Source organism: Pseudomonas sp. Pseusp15 (genome assembly GCF_059492165.1).
In genome coordinates this window covers 3,504,874-3,519,359 of record NZ_CP168523.1, presented here as the reverse complement: position 1 = coordinate 3,519,359, position 14,486 = coordinate 3,504,874, and the positions used below count along the sequence as shown (strand labels likewise).

Below are 14,486 nucleotides of genomic sequence, written 5' to 3'. Positions count from 1 at the left end.
AGAAGGGGGAAGGGCATGGCAAATGTCATAGACGACAAACTGGTGCTGGCGATTTCTTCGCGAGCGCTGTTCGACTTGAGCGAGAGCCACAAGGTCTATCTGTCGAGCGGCGTCGAGGCTTATCGGCAGTACCAGATCGAACACGAAGACGAAATTCTCGAGCCCGGCGATGCATTCCCGTTGGTGGAAAAACTCCTGAACCTGAATACCCGTCTCGGCCGTGCCCGGGTCGAGGTGATCCTTGTGTCGCGTAACAGCGCCGACACCGGCCTGCGGGTTTTCAACTCGATTCATCACTATGGCCTGTCGATCTCGCGTGCGGCGTTCGTCGGCGGGCGCAGTCCTTATCCGTACCTCAAGGCTTTTGGTTGCGACCTGTTTCTCTCGACCCATGCCGAAGATGTGCGCAATGCGCTGGAGGCCGGATTCGCCGCAGCGACTATTCTATCGGGCGGTGCCAGTCGCGCCGCCAGCGATGAATTGCGCATTGCCTTCGACGGTGACGCGGTGCTGTTTTCCGACGAGTCGGAGCGGGTCTATCAGTCGGGAGGCCTGGCGGCGTTTCAGGCCAGCGAGCGTGAGGCGGCCCGCGAGCCTTTGCGTGGCGGGCCGTTCAAAGGTTTTCTCGCGGCGCTCAATCTGTTGCAGCGCGAGTTTCCGGATGATGCCTGTCCGATCCGTACCGCGCTGGTGACCGCGCGATCGGCGCCGGCCCATGAACGGGTGATCCGTACCTTGCGCGAATGGGACATTCGTCTGGACGAATCGCTGTTTCTTGGCGGCTTGACCAAATCAGCTTTTCTCGAAGCCTTTGCCGCCGACGTATTTTTCGACGATCAGGCAGGCCATTGCGAACTGGCCCGCGAAGTGGTCGCCACCGGGCACGTGCCCCATGGCATCAGTAACGAGCCGTCGGTTTAAAGCCCGGCGGTTCAATACGTTGCGCCGGGCGCCGCACTCGCCACGGCACTGCTAAGCTGAATCAATCTCCGCCATGTTGGCATTTGAGGAGGTCATATGATTCGTTCGATGCTGTATGCCACTGACTTGGGTCTGTACGCACCATTGGTGATGCAGCATGCCTTGGAACTGGCTCGAACATTCAATGCCGACTTGTATGTGGTGCACGCGGTAGAGCCCATGGGGCTGTTTGCCGAATCCGTGTTGCAAAGCTATCTCGACGAGAAGGCCTTGAACGAATTTCACAGTCAAGGTCTGAACAATGTGATCGCCAATATTCAGCAACGGGTGCTCGACAACTTTCGCGAAGAGCTGGGGGATGAAGGAGAGCAGGATTTGCAGCGGATTCAGGCTGTGCGGGTGCTGCAGGGCGATCCGTCGCAGGTGATTCTCGACCAGGCGCAGAAACTCTCTGTCGATTTACTGATCGTAGGGAGTCACAGCCATGGTGCTGGCGCGGAAACGCCGTTGGGTCGAACCGCTGCGCGCGTGTTGCAACTGGCCAGGGTGCCGGTCTATTTGGTGCCGCTGGTAGAGCGTCGCCGCAAAGAGGATCGCTAGAACACGAATAATGGCATTTTGACAAAAAAGTTCTAGATTTATTGGTCTAACCATTAATATAGTTATATACCGTCGCTGATGCCCGTGGCGTCTACCTGCTTTGAGGGATTCATATGAAGCTTCAACAATTGCGCTACATCTGGGAAGTGGCGCACCACGACCTCAACGTTTCTGCTACAGCCCAAAGCCTCTACACCTCGCAACCGGGCATCAGCAAACAGATTCGTCTGCTGGAAGACGAATTGGGGGTCGAGGTTTTCGCCCGCAGCGGCAAGCATCTGACCCGCGTTACCCCGGCTGGCGAGCGCATCATCACCACTGCCGGTGAGATCCTGCGCAAAGTTGAAAGCATCAAACAGATCGCCCAGGAATTCTCCAACGAGAAAAAAGGCACCCTGTCGATCGCCACCACCCACACCCAGGCGCGTTATGCATTGCCACCGGTGATCAGCAATTTCATCAAGCAATACCCGGACGTTGCCCTGCACATGCACCAGGGTTCGCCGATGCAGATCGCCGAGATGGCTGCGGACGGCACCGTCGATTTCGCCATCGCCACCGAAGCCCTGGAGCTGTTCGGTGATCTGGTGATGATGCCGTGCTATCGCTGGAACCGCTGCGTGGTCGTGCCTCAGGGCCACCCGCTGACCAAGCTGTCGAAGCTGACCCTCGAAGCCCTGGCCGAATACCCGATCGTGACGTACGTATTCGGTTTCACCGGCCGTTCGAAACTCGACGAAGCCTTCAGCCACCGTGGCCTGACACCGAAAGTGGTGTTCACCGCCGCTGACGCCGACGTGATCAAGACGTACGTTCGCCTGGGGCTGGGCGTGGGCATCGTGGCGAAAATGGCGGTCGATACCAAGCTCGATAGCGACCTGGTGGTGCTCGATGCCAGCGAGTTGTTCGAATCCAGTATTACCAAAATCGGTTTCCGTCGCGGCACTTTCCTGCGTGGCTTCATGTGCGACTTTATCGAAAAGTTCGCTCCGCACCTGACCCGTGAAGTGATGGCCAAGGCCATTCAGTGCCACAACAAACAGGAACTGGAAGAGCTGTTCGACGGCGTCGAACTGCCGGTCCATTAAGCGTCAACAGACGCTAGACCACCTCGGTGACAGCAAACTGTTGCCGAGCGCCCGCCACCAGAATCTCCACTTCATCCCCTTCGAACTTGCCCAGCAGGCTTTTACCCAGCGGCGAACGAGGGGTGATGACGGTAATCAGTTGCCCCACCAGATCAATCTTCAATCCGGCTGCGTCGGGGGCCAGGAACAGCCATTGTTCGCGACCCTTTTCGTCTTCCAGGCCGAGCAGGGCGCCGACCTCGATGCCGCGCCGCTCGTCATAAGGCCGCAGTGTCAGGTTCTGGCAAAGGGTCAATGACAGCCTGATTTCTTCCACTCGCCTGGCCTGCCCGGCCGCCAGATAAGACGCCTCCAGCCCCAGGGTGTCGTACTTGTTTTCGGCTATGTTTTCTTCGTGGGTCGCGGTTTCGTAAGCGGTTTGCGCGGCACGCTCGGCGATGTCGAGATCGATCCGCAGCTTGTCGATAATCAGTTGGTGGACGGTCGGCTTGTGCATAGAGAGCTTCATGATCAATCGCAGAATTGCAGGACGTTGGCGCGGCTTTTTTCGCTCGGCGCGGTCTGGTCCTGTTGCAGCCAGAACTGACATTTTGGATTGGCCAGATTGTGTTTGCTACTTCTGGCCTGTTCCACCATTTGCTGCTGATCGTTCCTGCGCAGGTGTTCCTCGTACTGTTCGAACATCGGGTTTTGCGCAGCGGGTTGTTCAATCACCGGCGGCTTGGCCAGTTGCTCCACCGCCTGGGCCAAGGGTGCCAATTGCTCGTTGAACAACAGGCGCCAGGCGAGCCAGCAAGTCAGTGCGATCGCGATAAATCCCAGCCACAAACCGAGGGCGATGCTGCCGGTCAGTTGCAGCGCATTGAGCTGGATCGGCATGGAGCGGCGCGGGTGGGGACGGTAGGGCATGACTGCCTCCTGGCGGGTGGTCGCGGGCGAGTGGCGATTGTCGCACGAAGATTAATCGTCGTCGGCTCTTCTGCGCGGGGTAATTTATGCGGACAATCGGCGCTTTTGCCAACGGGAACCTGGAATGCCTGAAATGAAAACCCGCTGGGATATTTTTTGCACCGTGGTCGACAATTTCGGCGACATCGGTGTGACCTGGCGTCTGGCCCGCCAACTGGTGGCCGAACATTCAGTGACGGTGCGCTTGTGGGTCGATGACCTGCGGGCCTTCGAGCGGTTGTGTCCAGAAATCGACATCCACGCTACGCAGCAGTGGCAGCAGGGTGTCGAGGTGCGGCAGTGGTCAGCGCACTGGCAACCCACCGAAGCCGCGGATGTCGTTATCGCCGCGTTCGCCTGCCAGTTGCCGAGTGCTTATATGGAGGCCATGGCCGAGCGGGAAAAGCCGCCGCTGTGGATGAACCTCGATTATCTGAGCGCCGAAGACTGGGTCGTCGGTTGTCACGGCTTGCCGTCGGTGAAGTACAAGAACGTGCAGAAGTTCTTTTTCTTCCCGGGTTTTCGCAAGGGCACCGGTGGCTTGCTGCGTGAGAGGGGATTGCTCGAGCGGCGTCGGCAGTTTCAGCAAAGTCCCGAGGCTCAGCGAGAGTTCCTGCAAGGCCTGGGGGTTGAACGCGCCCCGAATGCGCAGCTGATCTCGCTGTTCGCCTACGAGAATAACGGGCTGGCCAGTTGGCTCGACGCCATGGCTGCCGACTCGACGCCCACTCATCTGTTGGTGCCCGAGGGGCGGATTCTCGGCGACGTCGAACGCTGGCTCGCAGTGGACGGGCTGACGGCCGGCGCGGTGCATGTGCGCGATGCCCTGACCGTGCAAGTGCTGCCGTTCGTCCGGCAGGATCAATATGACCTGCTGCTGTGGAGCTGCGATTTCAACGCCGTGCGCGGCGAAGATTCCTTTGTTCGCGCGCAATGGGCAGGCCGGCCAATGCTCTGGCACATCTATCGGCAGGACGAAGATATCCACCTGGACAAGCTCGACGCCTTCCTGACCCTGTACACCCAAGGCCTGTCCAAACCTGCTGGCGAGGCGATCAGCGGTCTATGGCGGGCATGGAATGCAGGTGAGACAATGGGCGAGTACTGGAAATCAACCCGCAAACATTGGCCGGAACTGGAAAAACATGCCGAGGCGTGGTGTCTGGAACAAGCCTTGCAGGCAGATCTTGCCGCAGCGCTGGTACAGTTTTACCTAAATTGGATATGATACGCGGCCTAGATTTTTGTAAATCCCATCCAAATTCGGATATTCGCAATGAAAACTGGTAAAGAACTGAAACCCGGTATGGTGATCCGTATCGACAACGATCCTTGGCTGGTTCAGAAAGCTGAATTCACCAAGTCGGGTCGTAACAGCGCGATCATGAAGACCAAGCTGAAAAACCTGTTGACCGGTTACAAGACCGAGACCGTTTACAGCGCCGACGACAAACTGGACGACGTGATCCTCGACCGCAAAGAAGCGACCCTGTCCTTCATCAGCGGCGACTCCTACACGTTCATGGACACCACTGACTACACCATGTACGAGCTGAACGCTGAAGACATCGAAGCCGTTCTGCCTTTCGTTGAAGAAGGCATGACCGATGTTTGCGAAGCGATCTTCTTCGAAGAGCGTCTGGTTTCCGTAGAACTGCCGACCACTATCGTGCGTCAGGTTGACTACACCGAAGGCTCCGCTCGCGGTGATACTTCCGGCAAGGTGATGAAGCCTGCCAAACTGAAGAACGGTACCGAGCTGTCGGTTGCTGACTTCATCGAAATCGGCGACATGATCGAGATCGATACCCGCGAAGGCGGTTCCTACAAAGGCCGTGCTAAATAAGCACCGCTTGAGGAATGAAAAAGCCCGACCATTGAGTCGGGCTTTTTTGTGGGCGAATGATCAAGATCAGTGATTAAACGGCAACGTGCAGGCGCACATCGACGTTGCCACGCGTGGCGTTGGAGTACGGGCAGACCTGGTGGGCGGCGTCGACCAGGCTTTGTGCATCGGCTTGTTCAAGGCCCGGCAGGCTGATGTGCAGGTCGATGTCCAGGCCGAAACCACCAGGGATCTGGCCGATGCCGACATGGGCGGTGATCGAGGCGTCGTCGGGGATTTTGCGTTTGGTCTGGCTGGCGACGAATTTCAGCGCGCCGATGAAGCAGGCGGAATAGCCGGCGGCGAACAATTGTTCAGGGTTGGTTGCCGCACCGCCGGCGCCACCGAGTTCTTTCGGGGTCGCGAGTTTGACGTCGAGGACGTTGTCGCTGGAGATCGAACGACCGTCACGGCCGCCGGTGGAGGTTGCGATTGCGGTGTAGAGAGTTTGCATGGTGTGAGCCTCGTTTCGGATTGGGTGTTTCGCGCTAAATGTTTGCGCGCTAAGTAAGTGCGAAGTGAATGTAGCTCGCTAATATTTAGCGCGCAAGATAAATTTTTGAAAAAAACTGACCCTGCCCATCACCTGGAGATTCGATCAGGCGGGAGATGCTTGAGATAGAGGCTTTCGTGCGGGATTTATGCGAAGTGAATTTTTTTGCGACGGGGGAGGACGCCTTCGCGGGCGATCCGACTTGCCCGCGAAGAACGATAACGCGGTCTAAAGGCTGTCTTGCAGGTGGCTGCGCAGCTCCTGGAGATCCGCTTGCAGCTTCTTCAACTGCTCCAGCGTCTGCCCGCTGGCGCCGAGGATGCACTGCGGAATATCGCGCGCTTTGTCTCGCAGCGCATGGCCTTGCTCGGTGAGTTCGACAATCACCACCCGTTCATCTTCGCGGCTGCGGGTGCGGCTCAGCAGGCCTTCGGCTTCCAGGCGTTTGAGCAGCGGGGTGAGGGAGCCGGGATCGGTCAGCAGTCGGCTGCTGATTTCGCCGACCGTCAATCCGTCCTTTTCCCACAACACCATCATTGCCAGGTACTGCGGATACGTCAGGCCCAGCGCTTGCAACAGCGGCTTGTAAACCTTGGTCATCAGCAATGAAGTGGAATGCAGGGCGAAGCAGACCTGATTATCCAGCAGCAGGTTATCGCAGTTGTCCGGGGTGTCGCGCTCGGTGTTCATTTCAAAGCCTTGATCAGTGATCGTCATGAATCTAGCGGGCGAATCTTTAATGCGCCAGATAATTATGGACTAGTGGCGGTCCAGGTTGGTTTGCAGCGCCAGATCCCACGGTGGAATGGGGCTGAAACGGGTCTTCAGGTATTCCAGCAGCAAGCGGCTACGCGAACTGGGCTGCTGCTCCAGGCGTAACGCATAAATACCGGTGCTTTCCGGTTTTGGCAGACCTTTTTCGCAGAACAGCGGCAGCAGTTCGCCGCGCAATAAATATTCACTGGCCAGCCAGGTCGGCAGATGCGCGACACCCAGCCCGGCCAGTGCGCCGCAGACCAGCGCCTCGGCGTTGTTGGCGCTCATGCGGATTCGCGCAGGCCGGTGCAAATGCATCTGCCCATCCCGCTCGAAGCGCCAGGCGAACGGGGGAGCCAGGCCGTCCCAATCCAGGCCGTCGTGATCGACCAATTGCGCCGGCTCGGTCGGCACGCCACGGCGTTGCAGGTAATCGGGGCTGGCGCAGGCGATGCGCACCATGCTCGCCAGCGGCGTGGCCACCAGCCGGGTATCGGCCATTTGCCCGGCGCGCAGCACCAGGTCGACCTTGCCCAGGTTCGAACCCTGCATGTCGACAAAGCTGTCGATCAGGTGCAATTGCACGTCGAGGCCGGGGTAAAGGGTCAGGAAGTCGGCAATCACCGGTGCCAGATGGCGTCGTCCGAACGCTGCCGGCGCATCGACCCGAATCAAGCCTTCCGGCGCATTGCTCAGGGACACCGCTTCCGCCCGCGCCAGCCGCAGTTCCGCGACGATCCGCCGCGCGCGCTCGGCAAAGGCCAAGCCTGCCGGGGTAGCCCGCACCGCGTGGGTGCTGCGAATGAACAGCTGACTGCCGACGGCGCTTTCCAGGCTATCGATACGTCGCGCCACCGCCGATGGCGTTAGGGGATGACGGCGGGATGCAGCGGAAAAACTGCCGGTTTCCAGCACATCCAGAAACAGCCCGAGTTGTTCGGTCAATTGATTGGGGTTCATGGCTTCATTAACGCTTATGCGAATTTGGCACAGCCATTGTGCGTTGCTATGCGTTTCCCTGCCAGAGCCGACTGCGTAGGATGAGCGGCCTGACAAGAGGAAACCGCCTGTGATTGAGTTCGTGATGTACCTGGTTTTTGGCGCCGCCATGGGCACCCTCGGCGGGCTCTTCGGCATTGGTGGCGGGTTGGTGGCGATTCCGCTGCTTGGCGTGTGGTGCGGTCTCGATCAGCAGGTCGCCCAAGGCACGGCGCTGGTGATGGTGGTGCCGAACGTGATGCTGGCGCTATGGCGTTATCACCAGCGCAATCGCATCGAATTGCGTCATGCGCTGCCATTGGCTTCGATGGGATTCTGCTTCGCCTGGATCGGTTCGATCTGGGCGGTGGGCATCGATGCGCAAACCATGCGCGTGGGGTTTGTCGCGTTCCTGGTCGCGCTGTCGGCCTACAACCTGATGCGAATGTTCACCGCCACTGCGCCGGCGTCTTCACAGATGCATTATTCATGGCCGTGGCTGGGTGTGCTCGGCGCGGCTTCCGGGACCATGGGCGGGTTGTTTGGCGTGGGTGGGGCGGTGGTGGCCACGCCGGTGTTGACCAGTCTGTTCGGTACCAGCCAAGTGGTTGCCCAGGGCTTGTCGCTGGCACTGGCATTGCCGAGCACGGGCGTCACGTTGGCGACTTATGCGGTGCACCATCAGGTGCACTGGGCGATCGGTATTCCCTTGGCGGTCGGTGGATTGATGAGCATCAGTTGGGGCGTGAGAATCGCTCACGCACTGCCGGAGCGGCTGTTGCGCGGGCTGTTCTGTGGGTTTCTGGTGTGCTGCGCGGTGATGCTCGCCTTTAAAGTTTGAAGCCTTCGACGATGTGCTCGGCCAGGCATTCGGTGATCGGTGAAGGGTTGTTCAGGTTGCGGATCAGCATGATGCTGGCTTCCGGCAACAGCGGCAGGTCTTCGTCGGCGCCAAGGATGCGCATGTCTGGCGTGATCAGGCTTTCCAGTTGCGCGGTGATCGCAAGCCCCGCGCTGACCACTGCCATCAATGCCGACAGGCTGGAGCTGTTGTAGGCAATGCGATAATCGCGACCCATGGCTTCCAGCGCATTACACGCCCAGGCACGGCAGAAACAATCGCTATTGAACATCGCCAGCGGCAGCGGCGTCTGCTCGTGGGCGTTGAAGCATTGGGCCTCGGCCCAGACAAAACGCTCCTTGCGCAACAACTGGCCGATCTCGTTACCCGGCTCGCGGGTGACGATGGACAGGTCCAGGTCCTGGCGCTGCAACAGTTGCCGGGTCGATTCGCAATGAACCTCGATCTGGATCAGCGGGTAGAACTGCGCGAAGCGCGACAGGATGCCCGGCAGAAAGCGCATCACGTAATCGTCGGGTGTGCCGATGCGCACCGTGCCGACCATGTGCGGCTCGCGCAGGGTATTGAAGACTTCGCTGTGGAGTTTGAGGATGCGCCGCGCATAGCCGAGCAACACCTGGCCTTCGGCGGTCAGCTTGACCTGGCGCCCGTCGCGTTCGAACAGCTGGCGCTGCAACACGTCTTCTTCCAGACGTTTCATCTGCATGCTCACCGCCGACTGGGTGCGGTTGACCATTTCCCCGGCGCGGGTAAAGCCGCCCTGATCAGCGATCGCGACGAAGGTGCGCAGTACATCGGTGTCGATACTGGGGTAGGCGGACATTCATCAATCTCCGAGATGTATGCCATCAGAAACATTCGTTGGATTGATCTTAGCGCTGCGGCGAGACTGGATCCATCCCTAAAGGAGGGCTACACGATGAAAGGTCACAACGAGCATGTAACGGAACAAAAATTCTCAATCCACGCGGTATCCGATCTGCTGCACAAGTTTAGTCGCTGGTACGAACTTCACCGTGAACGTGAATTACTGGCGAGCTTGAGCGACGAAGCACTGAAGGATATCGGCGTGAGCCGCGCAGATGTGGAGCATGAGGCAGTAAGACCGTTCTGGGATGATCCGATGCACAAATGATGATGCCATCGCTACACAAACCACTTTCGGGTGAGGTAGGTTGCGAGCAGACAAGGAGATGCTCATGCCCGCCACACTGTCCTTTTCCCTCAAACAGGCTCGGCGTCTGGCGCTGGCTGCCCAAGGGTTCAACGGGCGCCAGCCGCCGGCGGCGATCAAACCGGTTCAGCTCAACCGGCTGATCGAACGGCTCGGCATTCTGCAGATCGATTCGGTCAATGCATTGGTGCGTTCGCACTACCTTCCCTTGTTTTCCCGTCTTGGCAATTATTCAACCTACTTGCTCGATCAGGCTGCCTGGAGTCAGGGCCGCCGGCGCACGTTATTCGAGTATTGGGGCCACGAAGCTTCGTTATTACCGTTGTCGATGTACCCCTTGATGCGCTGGCGCATGCAGCGCGCAGCCCGTGGCGAAGATATCTACCAGCAACTGGCGCGTTTCGGTCGTGAGCAGCAGGACACGATTCACCGTGTTTTAGCGTCGGTCCAGGAGCTCGGTGCGCTGGGGGCGGGCAGCCTGTCGACCCGTCAGGAACGGGCAGGGCCGTGGTGGGACTGGAGCGCTGAAAAGCATGCGCTTGAATGGTTGTTCGCCGCCGGTGAAGTGACCGTGGCCAGCCGGCGCGGGTTCGAACGGCTTTATGATTTGCCGGAACGGGTGATTCCTTCGGCGCTTCTGCAGCAGCCCTTGCTCAGTGAAGCCGAAGCCCAGCGCGGGTTATTGCTGCATGCGGCCACGGCGTTGGGTGTCGGCACGGAAAAGGACCTGCGGGACTATTTTCGCTTGAGCCCGGCAGACAGCCGGCCGCGTCTGGCGGAACTGGTCGAGGGCGGAAAGCTGCTGGTCTGTGGAGTTGAAGGCTGGCGGCAACCGGCTTATTGCCTGGCTGAGCCGAAAGTGCCGCGCAAGGTCGAGGCCAGTGCGCTGCTTTCACCATTCGATTCGTTGATCTGGGAGCGCAGCCGTACCGAGCGATTGTTCGATTTCCGTTATCGGCTGGAGATTTATACGCCGCAGCATAAGCGCGTCTACGGCTATTACGTCTTGCCGTTTTTGCACAATGAGCGGATTGCTGCGCGGGTCGACTTGCGAGCCGAACGAGCGTCGGGCCGGTTGGCGGTGCATGCCGTGCATGAGGAAGAGCCGGGGCTGGATGATGAAGGGATGCTGGCGTTGGCGGTCAATCTGCGGCGGATGGCGGACTGGTTGGGGCTCGAGCGGGTTCAGCTGAATTGCCCGCGGGCGAGTGCGGCGCGGTTGCGGGGGGCGTTGGTTCAAAGTGGCAGTGATTGAAATGGCGCCTTTGCGGGCAAGTCGGATCCCCGCAAAGGGCTCAACCGGATTTAACGCCGGACTTGCTTCAGGGTCTCTGCAATCAAAAACGCCAGTTCCAGCGACTGATCGGCATTCATCCGCGGGTCGCAATGGGTGTGATAACGATCCGACAACCCATCTTCGGTAATCGGCCGCGCGCCGCCGATGCATTCGGTGACGTTCTGCCCGGTCATTTCGATGTGTATGCCGCCGGCATAACTGCCTTCCGCTTCGTGAACCTGGAAGAACTGCTTCACCTCGCCAAGGATCTGCGCGAAGTCGCGGGTCTTGTAGCCGCTGCTGGCCTTGATGGTGTTGCCGTGCATCGGGTCGGAGCTCCAAAGCACTTGCTTGCCTTCGCGCTGCACCGCGCGAATCAGCTGCGGCAGGTGATCGCCGACCTTGTTCGCGCCCATCCGCGCAATCAGGTTCAGGCGACCCGGGTCGTTGTCCGGGTTGAGCACATCGATCAGGCGAATCAGGTCTTCAGGGTTCATGCTCGGGCCGACCTTGACCCCGATCGGGTTATGCACCCCGCGCAGGAATTCGACGTGAGCACCGTCCAGTTGACGTGTACGGTCACCGATCCACAGCATGTGGGCCGAGCAGTCGTAGTAGTCGTTGGTCAGGCTGTCGCGACGCACGAAGGCTTCTTCGTAGTTCAGCAGCAGCGCTTCGTGTGCGGTGAAGAAACTGGTTTCGCGCAGTTGCGGCGAGCTGTCCATGCCGCAGGCGCGCATGAAGGCCAGGGTTTCATCGATGCGATCGGCCAGGTGGCTGTATTTCTCGGCCAGTGCCGAGTTGGCGATGAAGTCCAGGTTCCATTTGTGTACCTGATGCAGATCGGCAAAGCCGCCCTGGGCAAAGGCGCGCAGCAGGTTCAGGGTCGCAGTGGACTGGTGGTAGGACTGCAGCAGGCGATCCGGGTCCGGTACGCGGCTTTTTTCGTCGAAACCGATGCCGTTGACGATGTCGCCACGGTAGGCCGGCAGCGTCACGCCGTTGATGGTTTCATCGTTGGCCGAACGGGGTTTGGCGAACTGACCGGCCATGCGTCCGACTTTGACCACCGGGCAACCGGCGGCGAAGGTCATGACGATCGCCATTTGCAGCAACACTTTAAAGGTGTCGCGAATTTTCGCGGCGGAGAATTCGGCGAAGCTTTCGGCGCAGTCGCCGCCCTGCAACAGAAATGCCCGGCCCTGGGTGACTTCGGCAAACTGACGGCGCAACTCCCGCGCTTCGCCGGCAAACACCAGTGGCGGATAGCTCGCCAGGGTTTGCTCGACGTGCAGCAAATGCGCCGCGTCGGGGTATTGAGGTTGTTGCTGGATCGGCAGGGCGCGCCAGCTGTCAGGGCTCCAGGGTTGGCTCATCGCAGTCTCTAGTGTTTTACGCTCGGACGGTTATGTTATCAGCAATTAGTGCGTGACCTGCTCCCGTCGCTTCGCGGACAATCGCGCCTTTGCCGCTTTATGTTGCGGTTTATCGTGTTGCCGGGGCCGGTAACGATCAGGAGACGAAATGACTGAGGAGCGCGTCGAGCATCTGCTCGCCGAGGTGCAGGATGAGTTCGGCGTGATTCGCGTGCTGGAAGTGGCCGATTACCGTTTTCTGGAGTTCGGTGACGCCATCGAACAGAGCTGCGTGTTCACCGCCGATCCTAGCTGGCTCGAGTACGATTACACCCGCGCGATGCTGATTGGTGCGCTGTGCCACGAGCAGCCGGAAAGCGCGCTGTTCCTCGGCCTTGGTGCTGGGACACTGACCCAGGCTTGCTTGAAGTTCCTGCCACTGGAAGATGTCGAAGCCATCGAGCTACGCCCTGACGTACCGCGCCTGGCCATCGAATACCTGGGGCTGGATGACGATCCGCGGCTGTACATCCGCGTCGGCGATGCGCTGGAGTTGCTCGATACGGCTGAACCGGCCGATCTGATTTTCGTCGACCTGTATACCGATGTCGGGCCGGGTGTCGGGCACCTGGCCTGGAGCTTTCTGGAAAACTGTCAGAAACGCTTGAATCCGGGGGGCTGGCTGGTGATCAACCAGTGGGCCACCGACGACGGCAAGCCGTTGGGTGCAGCGTTGTTGCGCGGTCTCTATCACCGGCATTACTGGGAACTGCCGGTGAAGGAGGGCAACGTTATTCTGATCGTGCCATCGGAGCTGGATCAGGAACTGGACATGGAAGGGCTGATCGCCCGCGCGGAAGGCCTGGCGCCGCGGTTGGGGTATTCGTTGCAATCGCTGATCAAGGATATTCGGCCGGCGACTTAATGCGATGAGGTCATCTGTGGCGAGGGAGCTTGCTCCCTCGCCACAAAAGCCGATCTGTCAGCAGCCTTTGAAGACGCCTGGCCGCTTCTCGATCATCGACCGCACACCCTCCTTGGCGTCCTCGCTGTTGAGCAGTTTCTTCACCAGCGGCGGCAATGCCTGGGTCGCAGCAATTTCACCCTCGTAGCGCGCCTGTCGCGCAGACATCAACGTCGCCTGAACCCCCAGCGGTGCCTGCCTCGCAATCCTCTCGGCCAACTCGATCGCCCGTGGCAGCAAGTCCTCGCTGGCCATGACTTCCTGCACCAGGCCCAGATGCAAGGCGTCATGTGCATCGAATTCATCGCCGGTGAGCAGCCAGCGCATGGCGTTGCCCCAACCGGCGACCTGATGCAGGCGCAAGGTGGCGCCGCCGAACGGGAGGAGTCCGCGCTGCACTTCCTTTTGGGCAAAACGGGTATTGCTGGCGCACAGGTTGATGTCGGCAGCCAGCATCAATTCGATGCCCGCGGTCAGGCAGTAGCCTTGCGCCGCGACAATCACCGGTTTGTTGACCCGGGGGCCGCCGAACACGCCCCAGGGATCGCAGCCGCCGGGCGGTGCCTGCCAGCCTTCGGCCAGGGCTGCGCCGGCGCTGACCAGGTCGAGCCCGGCAGTGAAATGCTCGCCATGGCCGAACACCACCGCGACCCGCGCCTCACTGTCGGCTTCGAATTCCCCATAGGCCAGGCTGAGCGCATTGAGCAGGTCGAGGTCGAAGGCATTGCGCTTGGCCACCCGATCCAGGCCGATCATCAGGACATGACCGTGTCTTTCACGGGTGACACGACTGGGGCTGGGCTGATTCATGGAGCATTTCCTCGGGCGGGAAGGGGGCGTCAGACCAAAGGTCTGCGTCGCAAGGGTGAACCGTTTTAGCGCCATCGTCAGCAGGGCCGGGCCTTTGCAAAATAGACGGTTGTACGATTATCCGCAAAGCCCGTGACACAACGGCGTATGCCGGTTTTTTCCGATAAAAAAAGCTCCCTTTTTTGCCGAATTCCGGTATAGTGCGCGCCGGCCTTTAACCGGGCCGCGTTTAGGTAGCGCAATTCCCCGAAGCCAGCTTCGGCTGCACGTCCGCCCCGCGGACTCTTCCTTGACGATTCTTTTCATTCATTCGTTTTCGCAAATCCCCGCCGACAAAGCTGCCAGGGCGACTCTTGAGTCTCAACACGGCATGCGC

17 protein-coding genes are annotated in these 14,486 nt (G+C 59.7%); 9 read left to right on the top strand and 8 right to left on the bottom strand.

Going from position 1 to position 14,486, the window contains the following annotated elements; all coding sequences use genetic code 11:
- The first annotated feature begins 15 nt into the window (after positions 1-15).
- The 3 genes from ACEN8R_RS15945 (at position 16) to cysB (ending at position 2,609) form a co-directional block, all read left to right on the top strand.
- On the top strand, positions 16-921 hold the full coding sequence (locus tag ACEN8R_RS15945; protein ID WP_018929795.1) for a 5'-nucleotidase: 906 nt from the start codon (positions 16-18) through the stop codon (positions 919-921).
- Positions 922-1,017: 96 nt separating this feature from the next.
- On the top strand, positions 1,018-1,521 hold the full coding sequence (locus ACEN8R_RS15940; RefSeq protein ID WP_007939995.1) for a universal stress protein: 504 nt from the start codon (positions 1,018-1,020) through the stop codon (positions 1,519-1,521).
- Between the two features lie 113 nt (positions 1,522-1,634).
- On the top strand, positions 1,635-2,609 hold the full coding sequence (cysB, locus tag ACEN8R_RS15935) for an HTH-type transcriptional regulator CysB (RefSeq protein WP_007899921.1): 975 nt from the start codon (positions 1,635-1,637) through the stop codon (positions 2,607-2,609).
- Positions 2,610-2,622: 13 nt separating this feature from the next.
- Here cysB and ACEN8R_RS15930 read toward each other — a convergent pair whose 3' ends face one another.
- A complete protein-coding gene (locus tag ACEN8R_RS15930; protein ID WP_018929794.1) occupies positions 2,623-3,105 on the bottom strand; it encodes a GreA/GreB family elongation factor in 483 nt (160 codons plus the stop codon).
- A gap of 14 nt (positions 3,106-3,119) precedes the next feature.
- Complete coding sequence (locus ACEN8R_RS15925) at positions 3,120-3,518, bottom strand: hypothetical protein (protein WP_007939998.1); 399 nt, start codon at positions 3,516-3,518, stop codon at positions 3,120-3,122.
- 124 nt (positions 3,519-3,642) lie between these two features.
- Here ACEN8R_RS15925 and earP point away from each other — a divergent pair, with 124 nt between their 5' ends.
- Positions 3,643-4,785 carry an elongation factor P maturation arginine rhamnosyltransferase EarP gene (gene earP, locus ACEN8R_RS15920; RefSeq protein ID WP_032834260.1) on the top strand — a complete coding sequence of 381 codons (1,143 nt, stop codon included), beginning with the start codon at positions 3,643-3,645 and terminating at the stop codon, positions 4,783-4,785.
- Positions 4,786-4,833: 48 nt separating this feature from the next.
- Positions 4,834-5,403 (top strand): elongation factor P, encoded by a 570-nt coding sequence (locus tag ACEN8R_RS15915; RefSeq protein ID WP_007940000.1) that lies wholly within the window; start codon positions 4,834-4,836, stop codon positions 5,401-5,403.
- A 73-nt stretch (positions 5,404-5,476) separates the two neighbouring features.
- On the opposite strand, the gene ACEN8R_RS15910 is transcribed toward ACEN8R_RS15915, so the two are convergent.
- From ACEN8R_RS15910 to ACEN8R_RS15900, 3 genes are all read right to left on the bottom strand, one after another.
- A complete protein-coding gene (locus ACEN8R_RS15910) occupies positions 5,477-5,896 on the bottom strand; it encodes an organic hydroperoxide resistance protein (RefSeq protein WP_018930027.1) in 420 nt (139 codons plus the stop codon).
- A gap of 267 nt (positions 5,897-6,163) precedes the next feature.
- Positions 6,164-6,625, bottom strand: coding sequence for a MarR family winged helix-turn-helix transcriptional regulator (locus ACEN8R_RS15905; protein ID WP_026286713.1), 462 nt, complete (start codon positions 6,623-6,625; stop codon positions 6,164-6,166).
- Between the two features lie 69 nt (positions 6,626-6,694).
- Entirely contained in the window at positions 6,695-7,651 is a 957-nt protein-coding gene (locus tag ACEN8R_RS15900; protein ID WP_007940004.1) for a LysR family transcriptional regulator, read from the bottom strand.
- A gap of 124 nt (positions 7,652-7,775) precedes the next feature.
- On the opposite strand from ACEN8R_RS15900, the gene ACEN8R_RS15895 reads away from it, so the two are divergent.
- Positions 7,776-8,510 (top strand): sulfite exporter TauE/SafE family protein, encoded by a 735-nt coding sequence (locus ACEN8R_RS15895; RefSeq protein ID WP_081626569.1) that lies wholly within the window; start codon positions 7,776-7,778, stop codon positions 8,508-8,510.
- On the opposite strand, the gene ACEN8R_RS15890 is transcribed toward ACEN8R_RS15895, so the two are convergent.
- A complete protein-coding gene (locus ACEN8R_RS15890) occupies positions 8,500-9,354 on the bottom strand; it encodes a LysR substrate-binding domain-containing protein (RefSeq protein ID WP_018930024.1) in 855 nt (284 codons plus the stop codon). The genes ACEN8R_RS15895 and ACEN8R_RS15890 overlap by 11 nt on opposite strands.
- Before the next feature lie 96 nt (positions 9,355-9,450).
- Between ACEN8R_RS15890 and ACEN8R_RS15885 the strand changes: the two genes are divergently transcribed.
- The gene (locus ACEN8R_RS15885) at positions 9,451-9,666 is read left to right on the top strand and encodes a DUF1127 domain-containing protein (RefSeq protein ID WP_018930023.1); all 216 of its coding nucleotides are present in this window, start codon (positions 9,451-9,453) and stop codon (positions 9,664-9,666) included.
- A 64-nt stretch (positions 9,667-9,730) separates the two neighbouring features.
- Positions 9,731-10,960, top strand: coding sequence for a winged helix-turn-helix domain-containing protein (locus ACEN8R_RS15880; protein ID WP_018930022.1), 1,230 nt, complete (start codon positions 9,731-9,733; stop codon positions 10,958-10,960).
- A gap of 50 nt (positions 10,961-11,010) precedes the next feature.
- Here ACEN8R_RS15880 and ACEN8R_RS15875 read toward each other — a convergent pair whose 3' ends face one another.
- Positions 11,011-12,357, bottom strand: coding sequence for a class II 3-deoxy-7-phosphoheptulonate synthase (locus ACEN8R_RS15875; RefSeq protein WP_007899909.1), 1,347 nt, complete (start codon positions 12,355-12,357; stop codon positions 11,011-11,013).
- A gap of 148 nt (positions 12,358-12,505) precedes the next feature.
- On the opposite strand from ACEN8R_RS15875, the gene ACEN8R_RS15870 reads away from it, so the two are divergent.
- Positions 12,506-13,261 (top strand): spermidine synthase, encoded by a 756-nt coding sequence (locus ACEN8R_RS15870; RefSeq protein ID WP_007940010.1) that lies wholly within the window; start codon positions 12,506-12,508, stop codon positions 13,259-13,261.
- Between the two features lie 57 nt (positions 13,262-13,318).
- On the opposite strand, the gene ACEN8R_RS15865 is transcribed toward ACEN8R_RS15870, so the two are convergent.
- Positions 13,319-14,110, bottom strand: a complete 792-nt coding sequence (locus ACEN8R_RS15865) for a crotonase/enoyl-CoA hydratase family protein (protein ID WP_018930021.1) — start codon at positions 14,108-14,110, stop codon at positions 13,319-13,321.
- Positions 14,111-14,486: the final 376 nt, after the last annotated feature.